This is a genomic window from Halostella sp. PRR32 (assembly GCF_034808085.1).
GTDB classification, from domain to species: domain Archaea; phylum Halobacteriota; class Halobacteria; order Halobacteriales; family Natronoarchaeaceae; genus Halostella; species Halostella pelagica.
Genome location: NZ_JAXHGL010000003.1, coordinates 447,848 through 462,306, shown reverse-complemented (window position 1 = coordinate 462,306; position 14,459 = coordinate 447,848). Strand labels below are relative to the sequence as shown.

The following is a 14,459-nucleotide window of genomic DNA, read 5'->3' as shown; positions in this document are numbered from 1 at the left end:
CCCGGGCCGGTCCAGCAGGCAGGTCTGATTCTGTCACCGCTTTTCCGCTTGTCCCGGCGTCACCCCGGAGAATTCAAGTGCGCTTGCACTAGTCTCGGAGTAGTGGCAGTATCGTTCGACCTCTTCGGCACGCTCGTCGACGCTGACAGGCCCGCCGACCCCGCGTCAGCCGTCGCCAGGGAACTCGCCGCCAGGGACGTGCCCGTCCCGGAAGACTGGGACGAGGCCTACCGGGAGCGCCACGTCGACGCGCCCGACGGCGCGGAGGTGCCCTTGCCCGCACACGTCGCCGCGGCCCTGTCGAGTCGCGGCGTCGACGCCGCCGTGGGCAACGCCGCTCGCCGGGCCGTCGTGTCGGCCTTCGACCCGGACGTGACCACGCTAAACGGTGCCCGCGACGCCGTCGCGGCGGCCGCCGACCGCGGACCGGTCGCTCTCTGCTCGAACTGCTCCGTGCCGGAACTCGCCCGGCGCGCGCTGGTTCGGTCGGAGATAGACCCCGACCGGTTCGACGCTGTGGTGACGAGCGTCGGTTGTGGCTGGCGAAAGCCGCACCCGAAGGCGTTCGAGGCCGTCGGGCGGCGCGCCGGCGTCGACCTCACCGACCTGATCCACGTAGGAGATGACCCCAGAACCGACGCCGGGGTCGAGAACTGCGGCGGGACGTTCGTCTCCGTCGAGGACGTCCCGCTGAGCGAGTTCCCGGTATGGCTGGAGGAGAACGTGTGACGGCGAGCGTCCAACTGCTTCAGGCTGATCCGGGAGGTCCGTCGCTAACCGGTCCGCTCGCTCTGACGCTGACCGGACCGCTCACCGTGGCGCTCGCGTTCGCCCTCGACCGTGCGGTCGCCGAACCGCCGGAGAGTCTGCATCCGGTGGTGTGGTTCGGCCGACTCGTCGCGCTGTTCGACCGCGAGTGGTCGCGGCCGCGGCTGGTTGGGAGCGTCGCTGCGGTGGTGCTCCCCGCGATCGCCGCTGGGGCTGTCGGCGTGGTCGTGTTCGCCGCGGTTCGAGTCCACCCGTTCGCCGGCGCTGTCGGTGCCGGGCTGGCGCTTTTCGCGTCGACCAGTCTCCGGATGCTCCTCGAAGAAGCGCGGGGCGTCGTAGACGCGACTGCGGCGGATCCGGCCGACGCTCGCGACCGACTCCCGGCGCTCGCCGGCCGCGACCCGAGCGACCTCTCTCCGGAACATCTGCGGAGCGCGGCCGTCGAGAGCGCCGCGGAGAACCTCGCGGACGGTCTGGTCGCCCCGCTTTTCGCGTTCGCCGCAGTTGCGACGGTGTCGCTGCCGCTCGCGGCCGCCGCCGCCGCGTGGGTCAAAGCGGTCAACACGCTCGATTCGATGCTCGGCTACCGCTCGAAACCCGTCGGCTGGGCCAGCGCGCGCCTGGACGACGCGGTGATGTGGATCCCCTCCCGGATCGCCGCGGTCGCCGTCGCCGTCGCGGCGGTCGACCCCGATGCGCTTCGTTCGGCGCGGCGGTGGGCGGCGACGCCGCAGTCGCCGAACGCCGGCTGGCCGATGGCGACGCTCGCCGGCGCGCTCCACGTCCGCCTGGAGAAGCCCGGCGCGTACGAACTGAACGCGATGGGGCGGCTCCCGTCCGTCGACGAGGCGCACCGCGGCGTCGGCATCGTATCGCGGGCAGGCGTGCTCTCCTACGCCGTCGCGGGGGTGGTGGCGTGGCTCTGAGCGGACCCGTCTCCCGGGTCGGCGACGGCGTCGCGGCGCTGCGCGGCGCGGTCGGGTTCCTGACGCGCGTGCCCGTCGGGCGCGACGAACGGGCCTGGGAGGCGTTCAAGACCGCCCCGGCGACGTTTCCTCTCGCGGGCTATCTCGTCGGGGCGCTCGTCGCCGCTCCCTTCGCGCTCGTCGCACTGGCCTCGACGGTTCCGCTCGTCGCCGTCCCGTCGGCGGTCGCCCCGCTGGCCCCGACCGTCGCGTTCGCGTACGTCGTCGCCGTGTACGCCGTCACGGGGATCAATCACCTCGACGGCGTCGCTGACCTGGGCGACGCGGCGGTCGTCCACGGCGACGCGGACCGCCGCCGAGAGGCGATGAAAGACACGACCGTCGGCGTCGGGGCCGTCCTCGCGGTCGCGGTCGTCCTCGCGGGACTCGCACTCGGCGGCCTCGCGCTGGCTGACCTCGCCGGCTCATCGCCGTCGACGGCGGTCGCCGTCGTCGTCGCGAGCGAGGTGGGCGCGAAGGCGGGGATGGCGCTGCTCGCCTGCGCCGGCACGGCGACGCACGAGGGACTCGGGTCAGCGCTGACGGCTCCCGCGACGCCGGAGTCGTTCGCGCGTCCCGCGCTCGCCGCCGCGCCGGCGGTCGCACTGTCGTGGCCGTCGCCGGCCGCGGCAGCGGCACTCGCCGGGGCGCTCGCCGTTGCCGTCGCGGTGATGCGCCGGGCCCGCGGTGCGCTCGGCGGCGTCAGCGGCGACGTCTTCGGCGCTGTGAACGAACTCGGCCGAGTCGCCGGTCTGCACGCGGGGGTGGTCGCGTGGACGCTCTCCTGATCTGCGGCGGGGAGGGGACGCGACTCGATTCGGACGCGGAGAAACCGCTGTTCCCGGTCGGCGAGCGGCCGATGATCGACCGCGTCGCCGACGCGCTGGCGGACAGCGCGGTCGAGACGACCTACGCCGTCACCTCGCCGCAGGCACCCGAGACCGCCGCGCACGCGACCGAGGACCTCGGACTCCCCGCCATCGAGACGGCGGGCGACGGGTACGTCGCCGACCTGAACGCGGCGCTCGCCGACGATGCGGTCGACCCGCCCGTCCTGACCGTCGCCTCGGACCTGCCGCTGCTCGGCGGCGACGCGGTCGACGCGACCCTCCGGGCGTACCGCGCGGCCCGTGACTCCGGCGACGACGGGTCGATGACGGTCTGCGTTCCCGCCGCGCTCAAGGACTTGCTCGGCGTCAGTTGCGACACCGAGTTCGACGGCCTCGTGCCGACTGGCGTCAACGTCGTCGCCGGGACGGAGGATTCAGATACGATGTACACGACATACGACGCACGACTCGCAGTGAACGTGAACCGGCAGAGAGACGCACAGATCGCGGAGGCGCTCCTGTGAGGTTCGTCCTCGCAGCGGGGACGACCCGCACCGCCGCCATCGAGGGTATCAGCGCCGCTGGTGCCGACGCCGACCTGATGGTCCACACCCCGAGCGCCGACGCGGAGGTTCTCGCGTACGGCGACACCGTCCGCGCGCCGTCGGTGCCAGTGAGCCCGACGGGTTGTCCGACGCCCGCCGTCGTCACCCGGGCGGTCCGCGACCTCGTCGGGTTCGACCTGACCGTCGTGGACGGCGGCCTCGCGAAAAACACCGCAGCGCCGACCGTCACCGTCGGTGCACGCCCGGGCGACGACATCCGCGAGGAGGACCCGGTCCCCACCGCGCCCGGGGCCTTCGCCGCCGCCCGACAGTTCGGCCGGGCGCTCCCGGACGACGAACTCGTGATCGGTGAGACAGTCCCCGGCGGGACGACGACGGCGCTCGGCGTCCTCACCGCGCTCGGCGAGGAGGTCGGCGTCTCCTCGTCGCTCCCGGAGAACCCGATCGAACGGAAGCGCGACGTGGTCGACGAGGCGCTTGCTGTAAACGGCCTCACACCGGGCGAACTGTCCGGCGAACCGGCGTACGCCGCGCGGTACGCCGGCGACCCCGTGCTGGCGACCGTCGCCGGTCTGACCGTCGGCGCACTTCGCTCGGACACGCCCGTGACGCTCGCCGGCGGGACGCAGATGCTCGCCGCCGCGGCGCTGGTCCGACACGCGGACGTCGACGCGCCGCTGGCGCTCGCCACGACGAGTTTCGTCGCCGAGGACGAGGGCGTAGACCTCGACGGCGCGGCGGACGCGTTCGACCTCGACCTCACCGTGACAGACCCCGGGTTCGACGAGAGCGACCACGTCGCGATGGAGCGCTACGTCGCCGGCGAGGCGAAGGAAGGCGTCGGGATGGGCGGTGCGCTCTCGCTCGCGGACCGCACCGGCGTTTCGATGGAACGGGTCAGAAACCGGATCGCAGCCGTCTACGACGGACTGCTCGGTGAGAGAAACGGGTCCGGGTCCCCATGAATCCCGAGACCGCCGCCGCGACCGGACGGGTCCCCCACGGCGGCAGCGACGACGAAACCCTGATCGACTTCAGCGCGAACGTCAACCCCGAGTGCCCGTCGGACACCGTCTCCGTCTACGAGTCGGCGTTCGAGACGGCACGGCGGTATCCGGACGACGGGTACGGCGAGTTCCGCCGCGCCGCCGCCGACTCGCTCGACTGCGACCCGGAGCGTATCGTGCCCACCGCGGGCGGTTTAGAGGCGATCCGTCTGGCCATCGGGACGACCGTCGACGCGGGGGACTCTGTTCTCGTCCCCGCGCCGAGTTTCGGTGAGTACGCACGCGAGGTGCGCCTGCAGGGCGCGACCCCCGATTTCGTCGCTCAGGACGGGGTCCTCGACGCCGACCCCGCGGGCCGCGCGCTCGCTATCGTCTGTAACCCGAACAACCCGACGGGGGACGCGTACGACCACGACGAGTTGCGGGCGTTCGCCGAGCGGTGCCGCGCTGCGGGAACGACGCTGCTCGTCGACGAGGCGTTTCTCGGTTTCACCGACCGCCCGTCGATGGCCGGAACGGACGGCGTCGTCGTCGCGCGGTCGCTGACGAAACTGTACGGACTGCCCGGTCTCCGTGCCGGGTTCGCCGCCGCGACGGGAGACGAACTCGGCCGTCTCGAAAACGCCCGACGCGCGTGGACGCTCGGAGCACCGGCAGCGGCGGTTGGCGCGCACTGTCTGCGGCAGTCCGCGTTCGCCGAAACCACCCGTCGCCGCGTCGACCGGGAGCGCGAGAGGATGCGCGAGACACTGGACGACGAGTACGACGTCCGCCCGTCCGACGCGCCGTTTCTGCTCGTCGACGTGGGGGACTGCGACGTGGACGTGCTGGTGGCCCGGTTGCGGGAACGAGGGATCGCGGTTCGGGACGCGACGACGTTTCGCGGCCTCGATTCGCACGTCCGCGTCGCCGTGCGAACGTCCGCGGAGAACGACCGACTGCTGGAGGCGATGACCGATGTTTGAAACGGCCGTTCGAGACGGCGTTACCCGTCTCCGCCGGCCGGGAACCCGCTGGCTCAGCACGGGGTTCGACGGCGGCGAAACGGTCGCGAACGCCGCGTACAACGTGACCGTACCGGAGGAGTGGGAGTGGACCGACCTGACCGCGTACGTCGTCGAACGGCGACGGGACGCCGGATTCGGTCCGGAAGCGAGCGACGCGGACGACGTGAGCGGTCCCGCACTGCTGACCGGCGTCTCCCAGCGCCACGCCCGCGTCGCCGAACACGGGTCAGTCTCGGCCGTCGCGACGGTCGGGGTGTCGAACCCAGCGCCGCTCGACCCGTCCGATGCGGACGGGAGCGACGCCGACACCTCCGACGAGAGGCCGCGTCCCGGGACCGTCAACGTCTTCGTCGGGACCGAACGCTCGCTCGGGTCCGGAGCGTTGGCGAATCTCGTCGCGGTCGCCGCGGAGGCGAAGGCGACGGTTTTGCTCCGTGAGACAGGGTTTCCCGGGACGACGAGCGACGCCGTCGTCGCCGCCTGTGACCCGGACGGCGAGCGCGCGCGGTTCTCGGGGAGCGCCACGGCGGTCGGCGCGTCGGCCCGGGCCTGCGTCAGAGACGCCGTGCGGGCGAGTCTGGCGTCGCGGTACTCGGACGAGCAGGTCCCCGACACCGTCGACGGAGCCAGATATGGCGTCGCTCCCGTCGCCGAGACGGACGTGGAGGTGTTCGAGCCGTGAACGGCGTCGTTCTCGGCGGTACGAGCTCAGGCGTCGGCAAGACCGTTGCGACGCTGACTGTGATCCGCGCGCTCCGGCGCGAGGGGTACGAGGTCCAGCCCGCGAAGGCCGGCCCTGATTTCATCGACCCGAGCCACCACGAAGCGATCGCGGGCCGGCCGTCGCGGACGCTCGACCTGTGGCTGGAAGGCGAGGACGGCCTGCACCGGAACTACTACCGCGGCGAGGGCGACCTGACGGTCGTCGAGGGCGTGATGGGGCTGTACGACGGCGACGGCTCCAGCACCGCGATGGTCGCCGAGGCGCTTTCATTACCTGTGGTCCTCATCGCGGACGCGAAAGCGGGGATGGAAAGCGTCGCCGCGACGGCGCTCGGCTTCCGGGAGTACGCCGACCGGATCGGCCGGGAGATCGATGTCGCCGGCGTTCTCGTCCAGCGCGCACACGGCGGCCGCCACGAACAGGGGATCCGCGACGCGCTTCCGGAGGACCTGGAGTACCTCGGGCGGATCCCGCCGAACGACGACCTCGAAATACCGGACCGCCACCTCGGCCTGCATATGGGCGGGGAGGCGTCGCTCCCCGAGGACGCGCTCGACGCGGCGGCGGAACACGTTCGGACGGAGCGACTGGTCGACCTGGCTTCCGCGCCGGCGCGGCCGCCGACCGACGACGTGGCGGTGACGCACGCGACCCGCGACGCGACCGTCGCCGTCGCACAGGACGCCGCCTTCTGCTTCTACTACCCGGCGACGATAGAGCGCCTCCGGGAGCGTGCCGACGTGGTCACGTTCGCGCCGACGGCTGGCGACGACCTGCCTGACTGCGACGGTGTGTACCTGCCGGGCGGGTATCCCGAACTCCACGCAGCGGACCTGGCCGCGTCCCCCGCGCTTTCGACGCTGGCCGACCGCGCCGCCGACGGCCTACCGATTCTCGGCGAGTGCGGGGGGCTGATGGCGCTCACGCGCTCGCTCGAACCCGCCGGCGACGACGCCGACAGCCACGACATGGCCGGTATCCTCCCCGCGGACGTGTCGATGCACGACCGCTATCAGGCGCTCGACCACGTCGAACTGGAAGCGCGAGACGATGCGCTCACCGCCGACGCGGGCGAGACGCTGCGGGGACACGAGTTCCACTACTCCAGTGCCGATGTGGACCGGGACGCCCGTTTCGCGTTCGACGTGGTGCGCGGCGACGGCATCGACGACGAGCGCGACGGACTCACGGAGTACAGTACGCTCGGGACGTACGCGCACGTCCACCCCGAAAGCGGGGCGTTCGACGCGTTCGTCGAACGGTTGTGACGGGCGGCGACCGCGCTGGCGTTCCCCGCTTCGACGCCGGTCCGGCTACCGCTTCGACACCGGTCCGGCTACCGCTTCGACACCGGTCCGGCTACCGCTTCGACACCGGTCCGGCTACCGCTTCGATCGCCCGGGCGGCAAGCCGAAGTCGGAACGGTGGTTTAGCATACTCTCTTCCTGGCAGACGCGCAGGCGGAGGTCCGAGCGCGGCCTGGCGACACAGGTCAGCACGAGGTCGGCCTCTCGGTCCTCGTCGTAGTAGCGACGAGCGTCGGACTGGTCGACCTCGCCTTCGAGGAGGCGAGCGGCACAGACCGTACACCACCCCATCTGGCAGTCCGCCGGGAGCCACAGGCCGTTGCTCCTGGCGGCCGCAAGCAGGTACTGGTCCTCGTGGACCTCCATTGCGACCGTCTCGCCCGACGGTTCGACATCGCACTCGTCCGGGACGACGAACTCGACCGTGTGACTACTCACGTGAGGGTTTATCGACAGAGGAAAAAGAGGATGGCGGCTCCTGTCGGATCGCAGGCCACTCGAAAGGACGGTCCTGGCTGTGTGCCGGTATCGCCGACCACGTGTCGGCGAGATACCGAACTGACGTACAACAGTCCCTCTCAGGCGCTGTCGTTGAACCGGCGGTTCGTCGAGTACGGCGCGTCGCCGGGTTCGCCGCGGATGAAATGGCCGGCGGGGTTGATCTCGCCGTCGCGCTCCATACTCAGGAGTTCCACGAACCAGGCCTCGTGTTCGATCTCCTCTTGCAGGATGCGCTGGGCCATGTCGTACGTCCGCGGGTCGACTCCATGAGTCATATCACAGACCTCCGACCAGGTGCGGATGGCGCAGCGCTCCGCCTCTAGAAGCACTTCGAGCACGTCCTCTGCGGTGAGATCTTCGATCTGCAACTGCCCTCCCTCGTCGTCGTAGGGCACCGGCAGTTCCGCGTCCGGGCAGGACGCCCGGTCGGCGAAGTCGCGGATGTCGTTGGGCAGGTGACCGCCCAGTTCGTAGACGCGCGGGGCGACCAACTCGAAGTGTGCGCGGTCCTCGAGACGGGCGTCTTCGGTGATCTCCTTGTAGTCCTCGTTGCCCGCGAGATGCATCCGGAGGTTCGTGTAGTAGTAGTACGTGGTGAACTCCGCGCCGATGGCGTCGATCAGTTTCTCGCGCAACTCCTCCGGTTCCAGTCCTCGCTCGCGCAGTACTTCCATCCCCACTCGCTGGCTCGTATCGCCCGGGGAGATGCTCCCCGAGGCGTGTTCTGGGTCTTCGTCTGACATTAGATATCCCCCAAAGCAAATACGATACCGTGATACTTAACGATATTTTACCAACCGTGAAACAGTAGTTCGGGTTTAGAAAAGCCACGCGCGCTCTACTGCTCCGTCCGCGGCACGTGGACGGTCCCGTCCGCGGCGTCGGCGAGGGCGTCGAACCGCTCGGCGGCGTCGTCTGCCAGAGGATAGACGCCGTGATAGGGGTCCGGCGACCCGTCGAGTCCGGCGACCGAACGGATACCGTCCGCGATCGCTTCGTAGTTCTCGCCGACGATGTCCCGGACAAGTACCGGTAGCCCCGCCCGGTCGCAGAGTTCGCTCGCCGCGGCGCGGCCGGCGTAGACCGCCTCCGTCTCGCGGTCGACGAAAACCAGGGCGAACGGCGTCTCCCCGAACTGCGCCGCGAGAAACGCCTGCGCCGCATCGTCGTACCAGGAGACGGAACCGACAGTCCGGAGGCGGCGCAACGCCGTGGCCGCGGCCGAGCAGAGCGGACACTCCCCGTCGTATATCAACACGCCGTCATACGCTCCAGTCCCCTCCATCGATCCGTACTCCGACGCGGAGTCAGGTAAACGCTGGTCCCGAGGCGCGAGACGGAGACCCATCGCCCCGCTCCGCAACGAGTCGTCGCATACCCGGAACGTTGTTTATCCCCGGCGCGGAGATACGAACTAGGAGTCGGTGCGACACGACGCGACGAACCGACACGACACACCATGACTGACGACACTCCTTCGCCCTCGTCGGCACGAGAGGCCGCGTCCGTCGACGAACAGCCTATCGACCCCGCATCCCCCGAGGAGTTCGGACTCGTTCAAGCGTTCTGGGGCGACGGCAAGGGCAAAACGACCGCTGCGATGGGCATGGGCTTTCGCGCCGCAGGCCACGGCTACCGCGTCCACATGCTCCAGTTCATGAAAGGCGGCGCGGGAAGCGTCGAGGACGTTCGCGGGGAGTACAACGCTATCGAGGCGTTCCCGCGGTTCTCCTACGAGAACAGCGGCCACTACGGTTGGCACGGCTTTCACGACGGTAGCGACGACGACGAACACGCGGCGCGGGCCGAAGGCGGCGTCGCGCGGTTGCGGGACCTGCTCGCCGACCCTCAGATCGACGGCGAGCGCGTTCACATGCTGATCGTCGACGAAATTCTGTACGCCGCGAACCGAGGACTGGTCGATCCAGAGACGGTCGTCGATCTGATCGGCTCGAAACCCGACGATCTCGAACTCGTCCTGACGGGCGGCCACGACCGCCCCGACTACGCCGCCGACCGCGCCGACCTCGTCACCGAGGTCCGGAAGGAGACGCACCCTATCGATGACGGACAGGGGGCGCGCAAAGGCACCGAGTACTGATGGCTGACGACACAGAGGAGAGGGACGGCGAGACACCGTCCCCGGACGGCGAGACGCCCGACGCACGCACAGTCCTCGTCGCGGGCACCGCCAGTCACGTCGGCAAGAGCACCGTCGCGGCGGGACTCTGTCGCCTGCTGGCGCGACAGGGCGTCGACGTCGCGCCGTTCAAAGCGCAAAACATGAGCAACAACGCCCAGGCGGTGCCGAAAGCGGGCGACGGCGAATCCGGCGCGTTCGGCGAGATCGGCGTCTCGCAGTACGTACAGGCCCGCGCCGCCGAGGTGCCGGCGACCACCGACCACAATCCGGTCCTGCTGAAACCCCGCGGCGAGGGCGAGAGCCAACTCGTGATCCAGGGCGAAGCGGTCGGCCACTACGAGGCCGAATCGTACTACGAGGAGTACTGGGACCAGGCCCGCGCCGCGGCGGTCGAATCTCACTGCCGACTCGCCCGCGACCACGAGGTGGTCGTCGCGGAGGGTGCCGGCTCCATCGCGGAGATCAACCTCCACGACCGCGACCTCGCGAACGTCGAGGCGGCGCGGTTCGGCGACGCCGACGTGGTTCTGGTCGCCGACATCGAGCGCGGCGGCGTCTTCGCCAGCCTCGTCGGGACGCTCGAACTGATGCCCGACGACGTCCGCGAGCGGGTCGTCGGCTGCGTCATCACGAAGTTCCGCGGGGACGAGTCGCTGCTCGCTCCCGGCGTCGAAGCGTTCGAGGAGCGAACCGGCGTCCCCGTTCTCGGCGTCCTCCCGTACGACGATCCGGGGCTCCCCGAAGAGGACAGCGTGTCGCTGCCCGCCGTAGGCGAGCGCGATGTTCGCGGCGCTGACGACGAGGTGGACGAAGACCGTGCGGTCACCGTCGCCGTACCCCGGACGCCCCGCATCTCCAACTTCACCGATTTCGAACCGCTGGCGCGCGAACCCGGCGTCCGCGTGGCGTTCATCCCCCCCGAGGCGGCGCTCGACGACGCCGACGGGGCTATGACTGCCGCCAGTTCGGAGCGTGCCGGTAGGCACGCGGACGCGGTCGTCCTGCCCGGAACGAAAAACACCGTCGACGACCTGCTCGCGCTCCGCGAGGCGGGGTTCGACGATGAGTTGGCCGCCTTCGACGGCCCGATTGTGGGTCTCTGTGGAGGCTATCAGATGCTCGGGGAGCGGATCACGAACGCGGGAGTGGAGTCGACGGACGAGCGAGACACCGTGGACGGGTTCGGTCTCCTCCCCGTCGAAACAGAGTTCTCGCCCGAGAAGCGTGTGACGCGAACGACCCGCCATCTGGACGGTGCGGGGCCGCTGGCGGACGCCGACGCCGAGGTGTCGGGCTACGAGATCCACATGGGCGAGACGACCCCCGTGGATGACGTAGCGCGGCCGTTCGACGGTCGCGGTGCGGCCCGCGGTGACGTACTCGGGACCTATCTCCACGGGCTGTTCGAGAACGAGGCGGCCCGGGAAGCGTTTCTGGAGACGCTGTTCGACGAGTCGCGACCCGGGAGGGACGAGATGCCGACGCCGTACGATGACGCCGCGGATCTGCTCGCCGGGAACTGCGATCTCGACGCATTGAGGGCGTTCGGAGCGGCCGATACGCCCGTCACCGGTTTCGAGGACTGAGAACCGACCCGGAAGGTAAATTTTAACACTCGTACCGCCTGTACTGAACTGCAATGGTCGAGGCGTTCGCCGTGGCGAGCGGAAAGGGTGGGACCGGGAAAACGACGAGCACGCTCGCTCTCGGCATGGCGCTCGCGGAGGAGTACGACGTGACGGTCGTCGACGCGGACACGGGGCTTGCGAACCTGCTCTTTCACGCCGGACTCGAAGACGCCGACGTGACGTTACACGACCTCCTGATCGAGGGGGCTGACGCCGCTATCGACGACGCGACGTACGAACGGTTCGGAATGCGAGTCGTCCCCTGCGGGACGAACCTGGCCGACTTCGAGGCGGCGAACCCCGACCGTCTCCGCGATGTCGTGGCGTCGCTCGCGGCCGAAACGGACGTTCTTCTACTTGACTCGCCGGCAGCGCTGGGGTCGAAAAGCGCCGTCCTCCCGATCGTGCTGGCCGACCGCATCGTCACCGTGCTTCAGCCGACTATTCCGGCGCTTTCGGACGCCCTGAAGGTCGGCGAATACGCCCGGTCGTACGGCACGGGGAACGCGGGCGTTCTCTTCAACAAGGTGCGAGACGAGGCCGCCGTCGAGCGGATCGCCGACCGGACCGAGGAGTACTTCGACGGGCCGACGCTCGCGACGGTCCCAGAGAGCGACGCGGTCCACGGCGCACGCGACGCCGGAGAGCCGTTGCTGGCGCACGCGCCCGACTCCGCCGCGGCCGCCGCGTACCGCGATGCGGCCGACACGCTGGACGTGCGGGCGGGCGACTCCACGGCCGTGGCGGACCGTTTCCGAAGCGCTGTCGTCCCGGACAGGCCATGAAACTCCCCCGCGGGCAACTCCTGCGTTCGCGGGTGGTCGCCGACCCCGGGACCACGCTGTCGACCGCACTGGAGACGGACCTTACCGGGTACGCGGTGTTCGAACCGCGGGACGCGCTCCTCCTCGACGCCGACGGCCAGGGCGTGCTCACGTTCGAGGCCGGCGTCCCCGTTCTCGCCTATCACACGAGGACCGACGCCGGCGGCGCAACGGCGCTCGCGGACCTCGCGGTCCCAGGCCCCTACAGCGTCGACCTCTTCGAACTCGACGCGACCGACCTGACCGAAATTCACGACACACCGCCGCTTCGGGTCGCCCCGGGACTCCCAGCGGAACGCCTCGCCGGCGACCCGTCGCTCGCAGACCGAACCCGCGACGCTGCCCCCGTGGACCGCGTCGGCGGAAGCGACACCGCCGCCGACGGACCGGACGCAGTCGCCGCGTTTCTCGACGACGAAGAGAAGATAACCGCGATACGCGAGCAAGCGCGTTCCGAGGCGCGCGACCGCGCTCAGGAGTGGGGGCTCGCCGACGAACTCGCGAACCTACCCGGTGCGGTAGCCGACGCCGACGACGATGAGGAGAGCGATAACGCCGCCGGCGAGTAGTTCAGTCGGGATCGATCCCGACGAGGGGAGGCTGTTCTGATTCTCCCCGCTACCGTCCCCCTCGACGCGGAGTTCGGCCTTGCCGTTACCGACCTCGATCGTGTACGTACCGGGTGATTCGACCGTCCGGGTGAACGTCACTTCCCGAGTCTCCCCGGGAGGAATAGCGACCGACTGCTGGTCGACCGTCTCCCCGAACATCGTGAGTCCGACGGTGTGCGTTCCGTTACCGCCCCCTTCGTTGACCAACGTGGCCGTTATCTCGACCGTCTCGCCGACGTCTATCTTCGATTCCGACACCGTAACGTCCTGCGTTCGGAAGTCGGGTTGTAGTTCGGTGATGGCCACGGGTCCGAACCCGTCGGCGTCAGTCGAACGGAGCTCCCACGTGTCCCCTTGACGGTCCGTCCGGTGGTCGAGGCGGTGCCACTCCCCGTCGCGGTACTGGAACATCGCGACATCGCTGACTCGAACGTCCTGCTCCGCGAGCGTTTCCGCGTCGAGGTCAACCGCGTACTGCACGCCGTCCCGACTGTCGTCCAGTTGGGGACTGTTCGATTCGACGAACAGGAGCGGTTCCTCGGGCGCGCTACCGTCCGGCACGACGCTCTCGTTCGACGCGCGGAGCTGGAGCTGGTACCACGATCGGCCGTCCGCGTGGTCGACAGTCGCTCGGTCGAGGGTGACGCCGTCCGTCGCGGCCGTAAGCGACGTGTCGAACGTCACGTTGTCGCTCTCGACCGTGTTGCGCGCCGTCGCGTTGTAGCGGTCGTCACTGTCGGTCGTGACCACTGTCGACACCCCTTCACAGGACCCCGGACGGACGGTCACCGGTTCGTTCAACGCCAGTTGGACCGTTTCGCCGTCGGCGCTGCGGAGACGCCACACGTCGATTGCCAACGGCGTATCGAGCGACCCGTGACGGGCGTTCACGTTGAACCCGGGTTCGATAGTAACCGCCTCGTAGTCACCCGCCTCCAATCCGCGGTACGCGCCGCCGTCAGTCCGGTTTTCCTCCCAGACCCAGTCGGCACGCGCCTCCCGGCCGTCCTTGCTGAAGCTGTCCGAGTTGTTGTACGTGTAGTTGTCGTCCCTGACGGCCCACTCGCTATCGGGCGAGACGTCGGTCAGCGTCACCGAGGCCTTGCCCCCGCCGCGCTCGCTACCGACTTCGGCGTGGACGAAGACGATACTCGCGCCTTCGCTCCCGTCGTGGATGAGCAACTGACTCTCGTCTACGTCCTGCATTTCGAGAGTCCCCTGGGAACTGTACTGCCCCCAGTGCAGTCCGTAGCGGTAGAACTCCTCGACGGACTCGCTTCCGTCACCGTACGGGACAACTTCGACGCAGTTACCGCCCTGCGAAACCGCGTACGTATCCACGTCGTCAGCCGTGTCGTTCTCCTGAAGGGCGTCCGTCGCAGCCGCCTGATCCGACGATACCCCTGTTGTTGCACCTGCGGCCGGTACGGCGGCGAAGACGCTACCGAGAAGTACCGCAGTGATGACTATCGATACCAGCGTTCCGTTCGCGGGATTGTGTTCCCCCATACCCACTCACTGTGACCTCTCAACGTCATCGAATGTGAATACTAGGGAATGCGGAGTGTGAACTCCTAG

The 14,459-nt window shown here is 69.4% G+C and carries 16 protein-coding genes; 12 read left to right on the top strand and 4 right to left on the bottom strand.

Annotated features, from left to right (window positions below; all coding sequences use genetic code 11):
• Nucleotides 1-102 precede the first annotated feature (102 nt).
• The 8 genes from SM753_RS12235 (at nt 103) to SM753_RS12200 (ending at nt 7,135) form a co-directional block, all read left to right on the top strand.
• Nucleotides 103-729, top strand: coding sequence for an HAD family hydrolase (locus SM753_RS12235; protein ID WP_135533590.1), 627 nt, complete (start codon nt 103-105; stop codon nt 727-729).
• Between the two features lie 62 nt (nt 730-791).
• A complete protein-coding gene (cbiB, locus tag SM753_RS12230; RefSeq protein WP_369335359.1) occupies nt 792-1,694 on the top strand; it encodes an adenosylcobinamide-phosphate synthase CbiB in 903 nt (300 codons plus the stop codon).
• The gene (cobS, locus tag SM753_RS12225) at nt 1,685-2,521 is read left to right on the top strand and encodes an adenosylcobinamide-GDP ribazoletransferase (protein WP_323191806.1); all 837 of its coding nucleotides are present in this window, start codon (nt 1,685-1,687) and stop codon (nt 2,519-2,521) included. The genes cbiB and cobS overlap by 10 nt, the downstream gene beginning before the upstream one ends.
• Entirely contained in the window at nt 2,506-3,087 is a 582-nt protein-coding gene (locus tag SM753_RS12220; protein ID WP_369335351.1) for an NTP transferase domain-containing protein, read from the top strand. The genes cobS and SM753_RS12220 overlap by 16 nt, the downstream gene beginning before the upstream one ends.
• Entirely contained in the window at nt 3,084-4,094 is a 1,011-nt protein-coding gene (gene cobT, locus SM753_RS12215; RefSeq protein ID WP_323191805.1) for a nicotinate mononucleotide-dependent phosphoribosyltransferase CobT, read from the top strand. The genes SM753_RS12220 and cobT overlap by 4 nt, the downstream gene beginning before the upstream one ends.
• Entirely contained in the window at nt 4,091-5,101 is a 1,011-nt protein-coding gene (gene cobD, locus SM753_RS12210) for a threonine-phosphate decarboxylase CobD (protein WP_323191804.1), read from the top strand. Before cobT ends, cobD begins: the two co-directional genes overlap by 4 nt.
• Nucleotides 5,094-5,825, top strand: coding sequence for an adenosylcobinamide amidohydrolase (locus SM753_RS12205; RefSeq protein ID WP_323191803.1), 732 nt, complete (start codon nt 5,094-5,096; stop codon nt 5,823-5,825). Before cobD ends, SM753_RS12205 begins: the two co-directional genes overlap by 8 nt.
• Nucleotides 5,822-7,135 carry a cobyrinic acid a,c-diamide synthase gene (locus tag SM753_RS12200; protein WP_323191802.1) on the top strand — a complete coding sequence of 438 codons (1,314 nt, stop codon included), beginning with the start codon at nt 5,822-5,824 and terminating at the stop codon, nt 7,133-7,135. The genes SM753_RS12205 and SM753_RS12200 overlap by 4 nt, the downstream gene beginning before the upstream one ends.
• 114 nt (nt 7,136-7,249) lie before the next feature.
• Here the strand turns inward: SM753_RS12200 and SM753_RS12195 are convergent, their stop codons facing one another.
• The 3 genes from SM753_RS12195 to SM753_RS12185 all read right to left on the bottom strand — a co-directional run bounded on the left by SM753_RS12195 (nt 7,250) and on the right by SM753_RS12185 (nt 8,960).
• A complete protein-coding gene (locus tag SM753_RS12195) occupies nt 7,250-7,612 on the bottom strand; it encodes a 2Fe-2S iron-sulfur cluster-binding protein (protein ID WP_135533597.1) in 363 nt (120 codons plus the stop codon).
• A gap of 140 nt (nt 7,613-7,752) precedes the next feature.
• The gene (gene dps, locus SM753_RS12190; protein WP_323191801.1) at nt 7,753-8,418 is read right to left on the bottom strand and encodes a DNA protection during starvation protein; all 666 of its coding nucleotides are present in this window, start codon (nt 8,416-8,418) and stop codon (nt 7,753-7,755) included.
• Between the two features lie 95 nt (nt 8,419-8,513).
• The gene (locus SM753_RS12185; protein WP_323191800.1) at nt 8,514-8,960 is read right to left on the bottom strand and encodes a DCC1-like thiol-disulfide oxidoreductase family protein; all 447 of its coding nucleotides are present in this window, start codon (nt 8,958-8,960) and stop codon (nt 8,514-8,516) included.
• A 174-nt stretch (nt 8,961-9,134) separates the two neighbouring features.
• Between SM753_RS12185 and SM753_RS12180 the strand changes: the two genes are divergently transcribed.
• Genes SM753_RS12180 through SM753_RS12165 form a run of 4 tightly spaced genes read left to right on the top strand, consistent with a single transcriptional unit; the run spans nt 9,135 to nt 12,839 of the window.
• Complete coding sequence (locus SM753_RS12180; protein ID WP_138796842.1) at nt 9,135-9,776, top strand: cob(I)yrinic acid a,c-diamide adenosyltransferase; 642 nt, start codon at nt 9,135-9,137, stop codon at nt 9,774-9,776.
• Complete coding sequence (locus SM753_RS12175) at nt 9,776-11,404, top strand: cobyric acid synthase (protein ID WP_323191799.1); 1,629 nt, start codon at nt 9,776-9,778, stop codon at nt 11,402-11,404. The genes SM753_RS12180 and SM753_RS12175 overlap by 1 nt, the downstream gene beginning before the upstream one ends.
• A gap of 53 nt (nt 11,405-11,457) precedes the next feature.
• The gene (locus SM753_RS12170) at nt 11,458-12,231 is read left to right on the top strand and encodes a P-loop NTPase (protein WP_135533602.1); all 774 of its coding nucleotides are present in this window, start codon (nt 11,458-11,460) and stop codon (nt 12,229-12,231) included.
• Nucleotides 12,228-12,839, top strand: coding sequence for a hypothetical protein (locus SM753_RS12165; protein WP_323191798.1), 612 nt, complete (start codon nt 12,228-12,230; stop codon nt 12,837-12,839). Before SM753_RS12170 ends, SM753_RS12165 begins: the two co-directional genes overlap by 4 nt.
• Here SM753_RS12165 and SM753_RS12160 read toward each other — a convergent pair.
• Nucleotides 12,777-14,390 (bottom strand): CARDB domain-containing protein, encoded by a 1,614-nt coding sequence (locus SM753_RS12160; protein ID WP_323191797.1) that lies wholly within the window; start codon nt 14,388-14,390, stop codon nt 12,777-12,779. The genes SM753_RS12165 and SM753_RS12160 overlap by 63 nt on opposite strands.
• Nucleotides 14,391-14,459 lie beyond the last annotated feature (69 nt).

Bases quoted from the DNA above. Each gene is read 5' to 3' on its own strand.
- cobD (WP_323191804.1), top strand. From the start codon at position 4,091: ATGAATCCCGAGACCGCCGCCGCGACCGGACGGGTCCCCCACGGCGGC.
- SM753_RS12205 (WP_323191803.1), top strand. From the start codon at position 5,094: ATGTTTGAAACGGCCGTTCGAGACGGCGTTACCCGTCTCCGCCGGCCG.
- dps (WP_323191801.1), bottom strand. From the start codon at position 8,418: ATGTCAGACGAAGACCCAGAACACGCCTCGGGGAGCATCTCCCCGGGC.
- SM753_RS12185 (WP_323191800.1), bottom strand. From the start codon at position 8,960: ATGGAGGGGACTGGAGCGTATGACGGCGTGTTGATATACGACGGGGAG.
- SM753_RS12180 (WP_138796842.1), top strand. From the start codon at position 9,135: ATGACTGACGACACTCCTTCGCCCTCGTCGGCACGAGAGGCCGCGTCC.
- SM753_RS12175 (WP_323191799.1), top strand. From the start codon at position 9,776: ATGGCTGACGACACAGAGGAGAGGGACGGCGAGACACCGTCCCCGGAC.
- SM753_RS12170 (WP_135533602.1), top strand. From the start codon at position 11,458: ATGGTCGAGGCGTTCGCCGTGGCGAGCGGAAAGGGTGGGACCGGGAAA.
- SM753_RS12165 (WP_323191798.1), top strand. From the start codon at position 12,228: ATGAAACTCCCCCGCGGGCAACTCCTGCGTTCGCGGGTGGTCGCCGAC.
- SM753_RS12160 (WP_323191797.1), bottom strand. From the start codon at position 14,390: ATGGGGGAACACAATCCCGCGAACGGAACGCTGGTATCGATAGTCATC.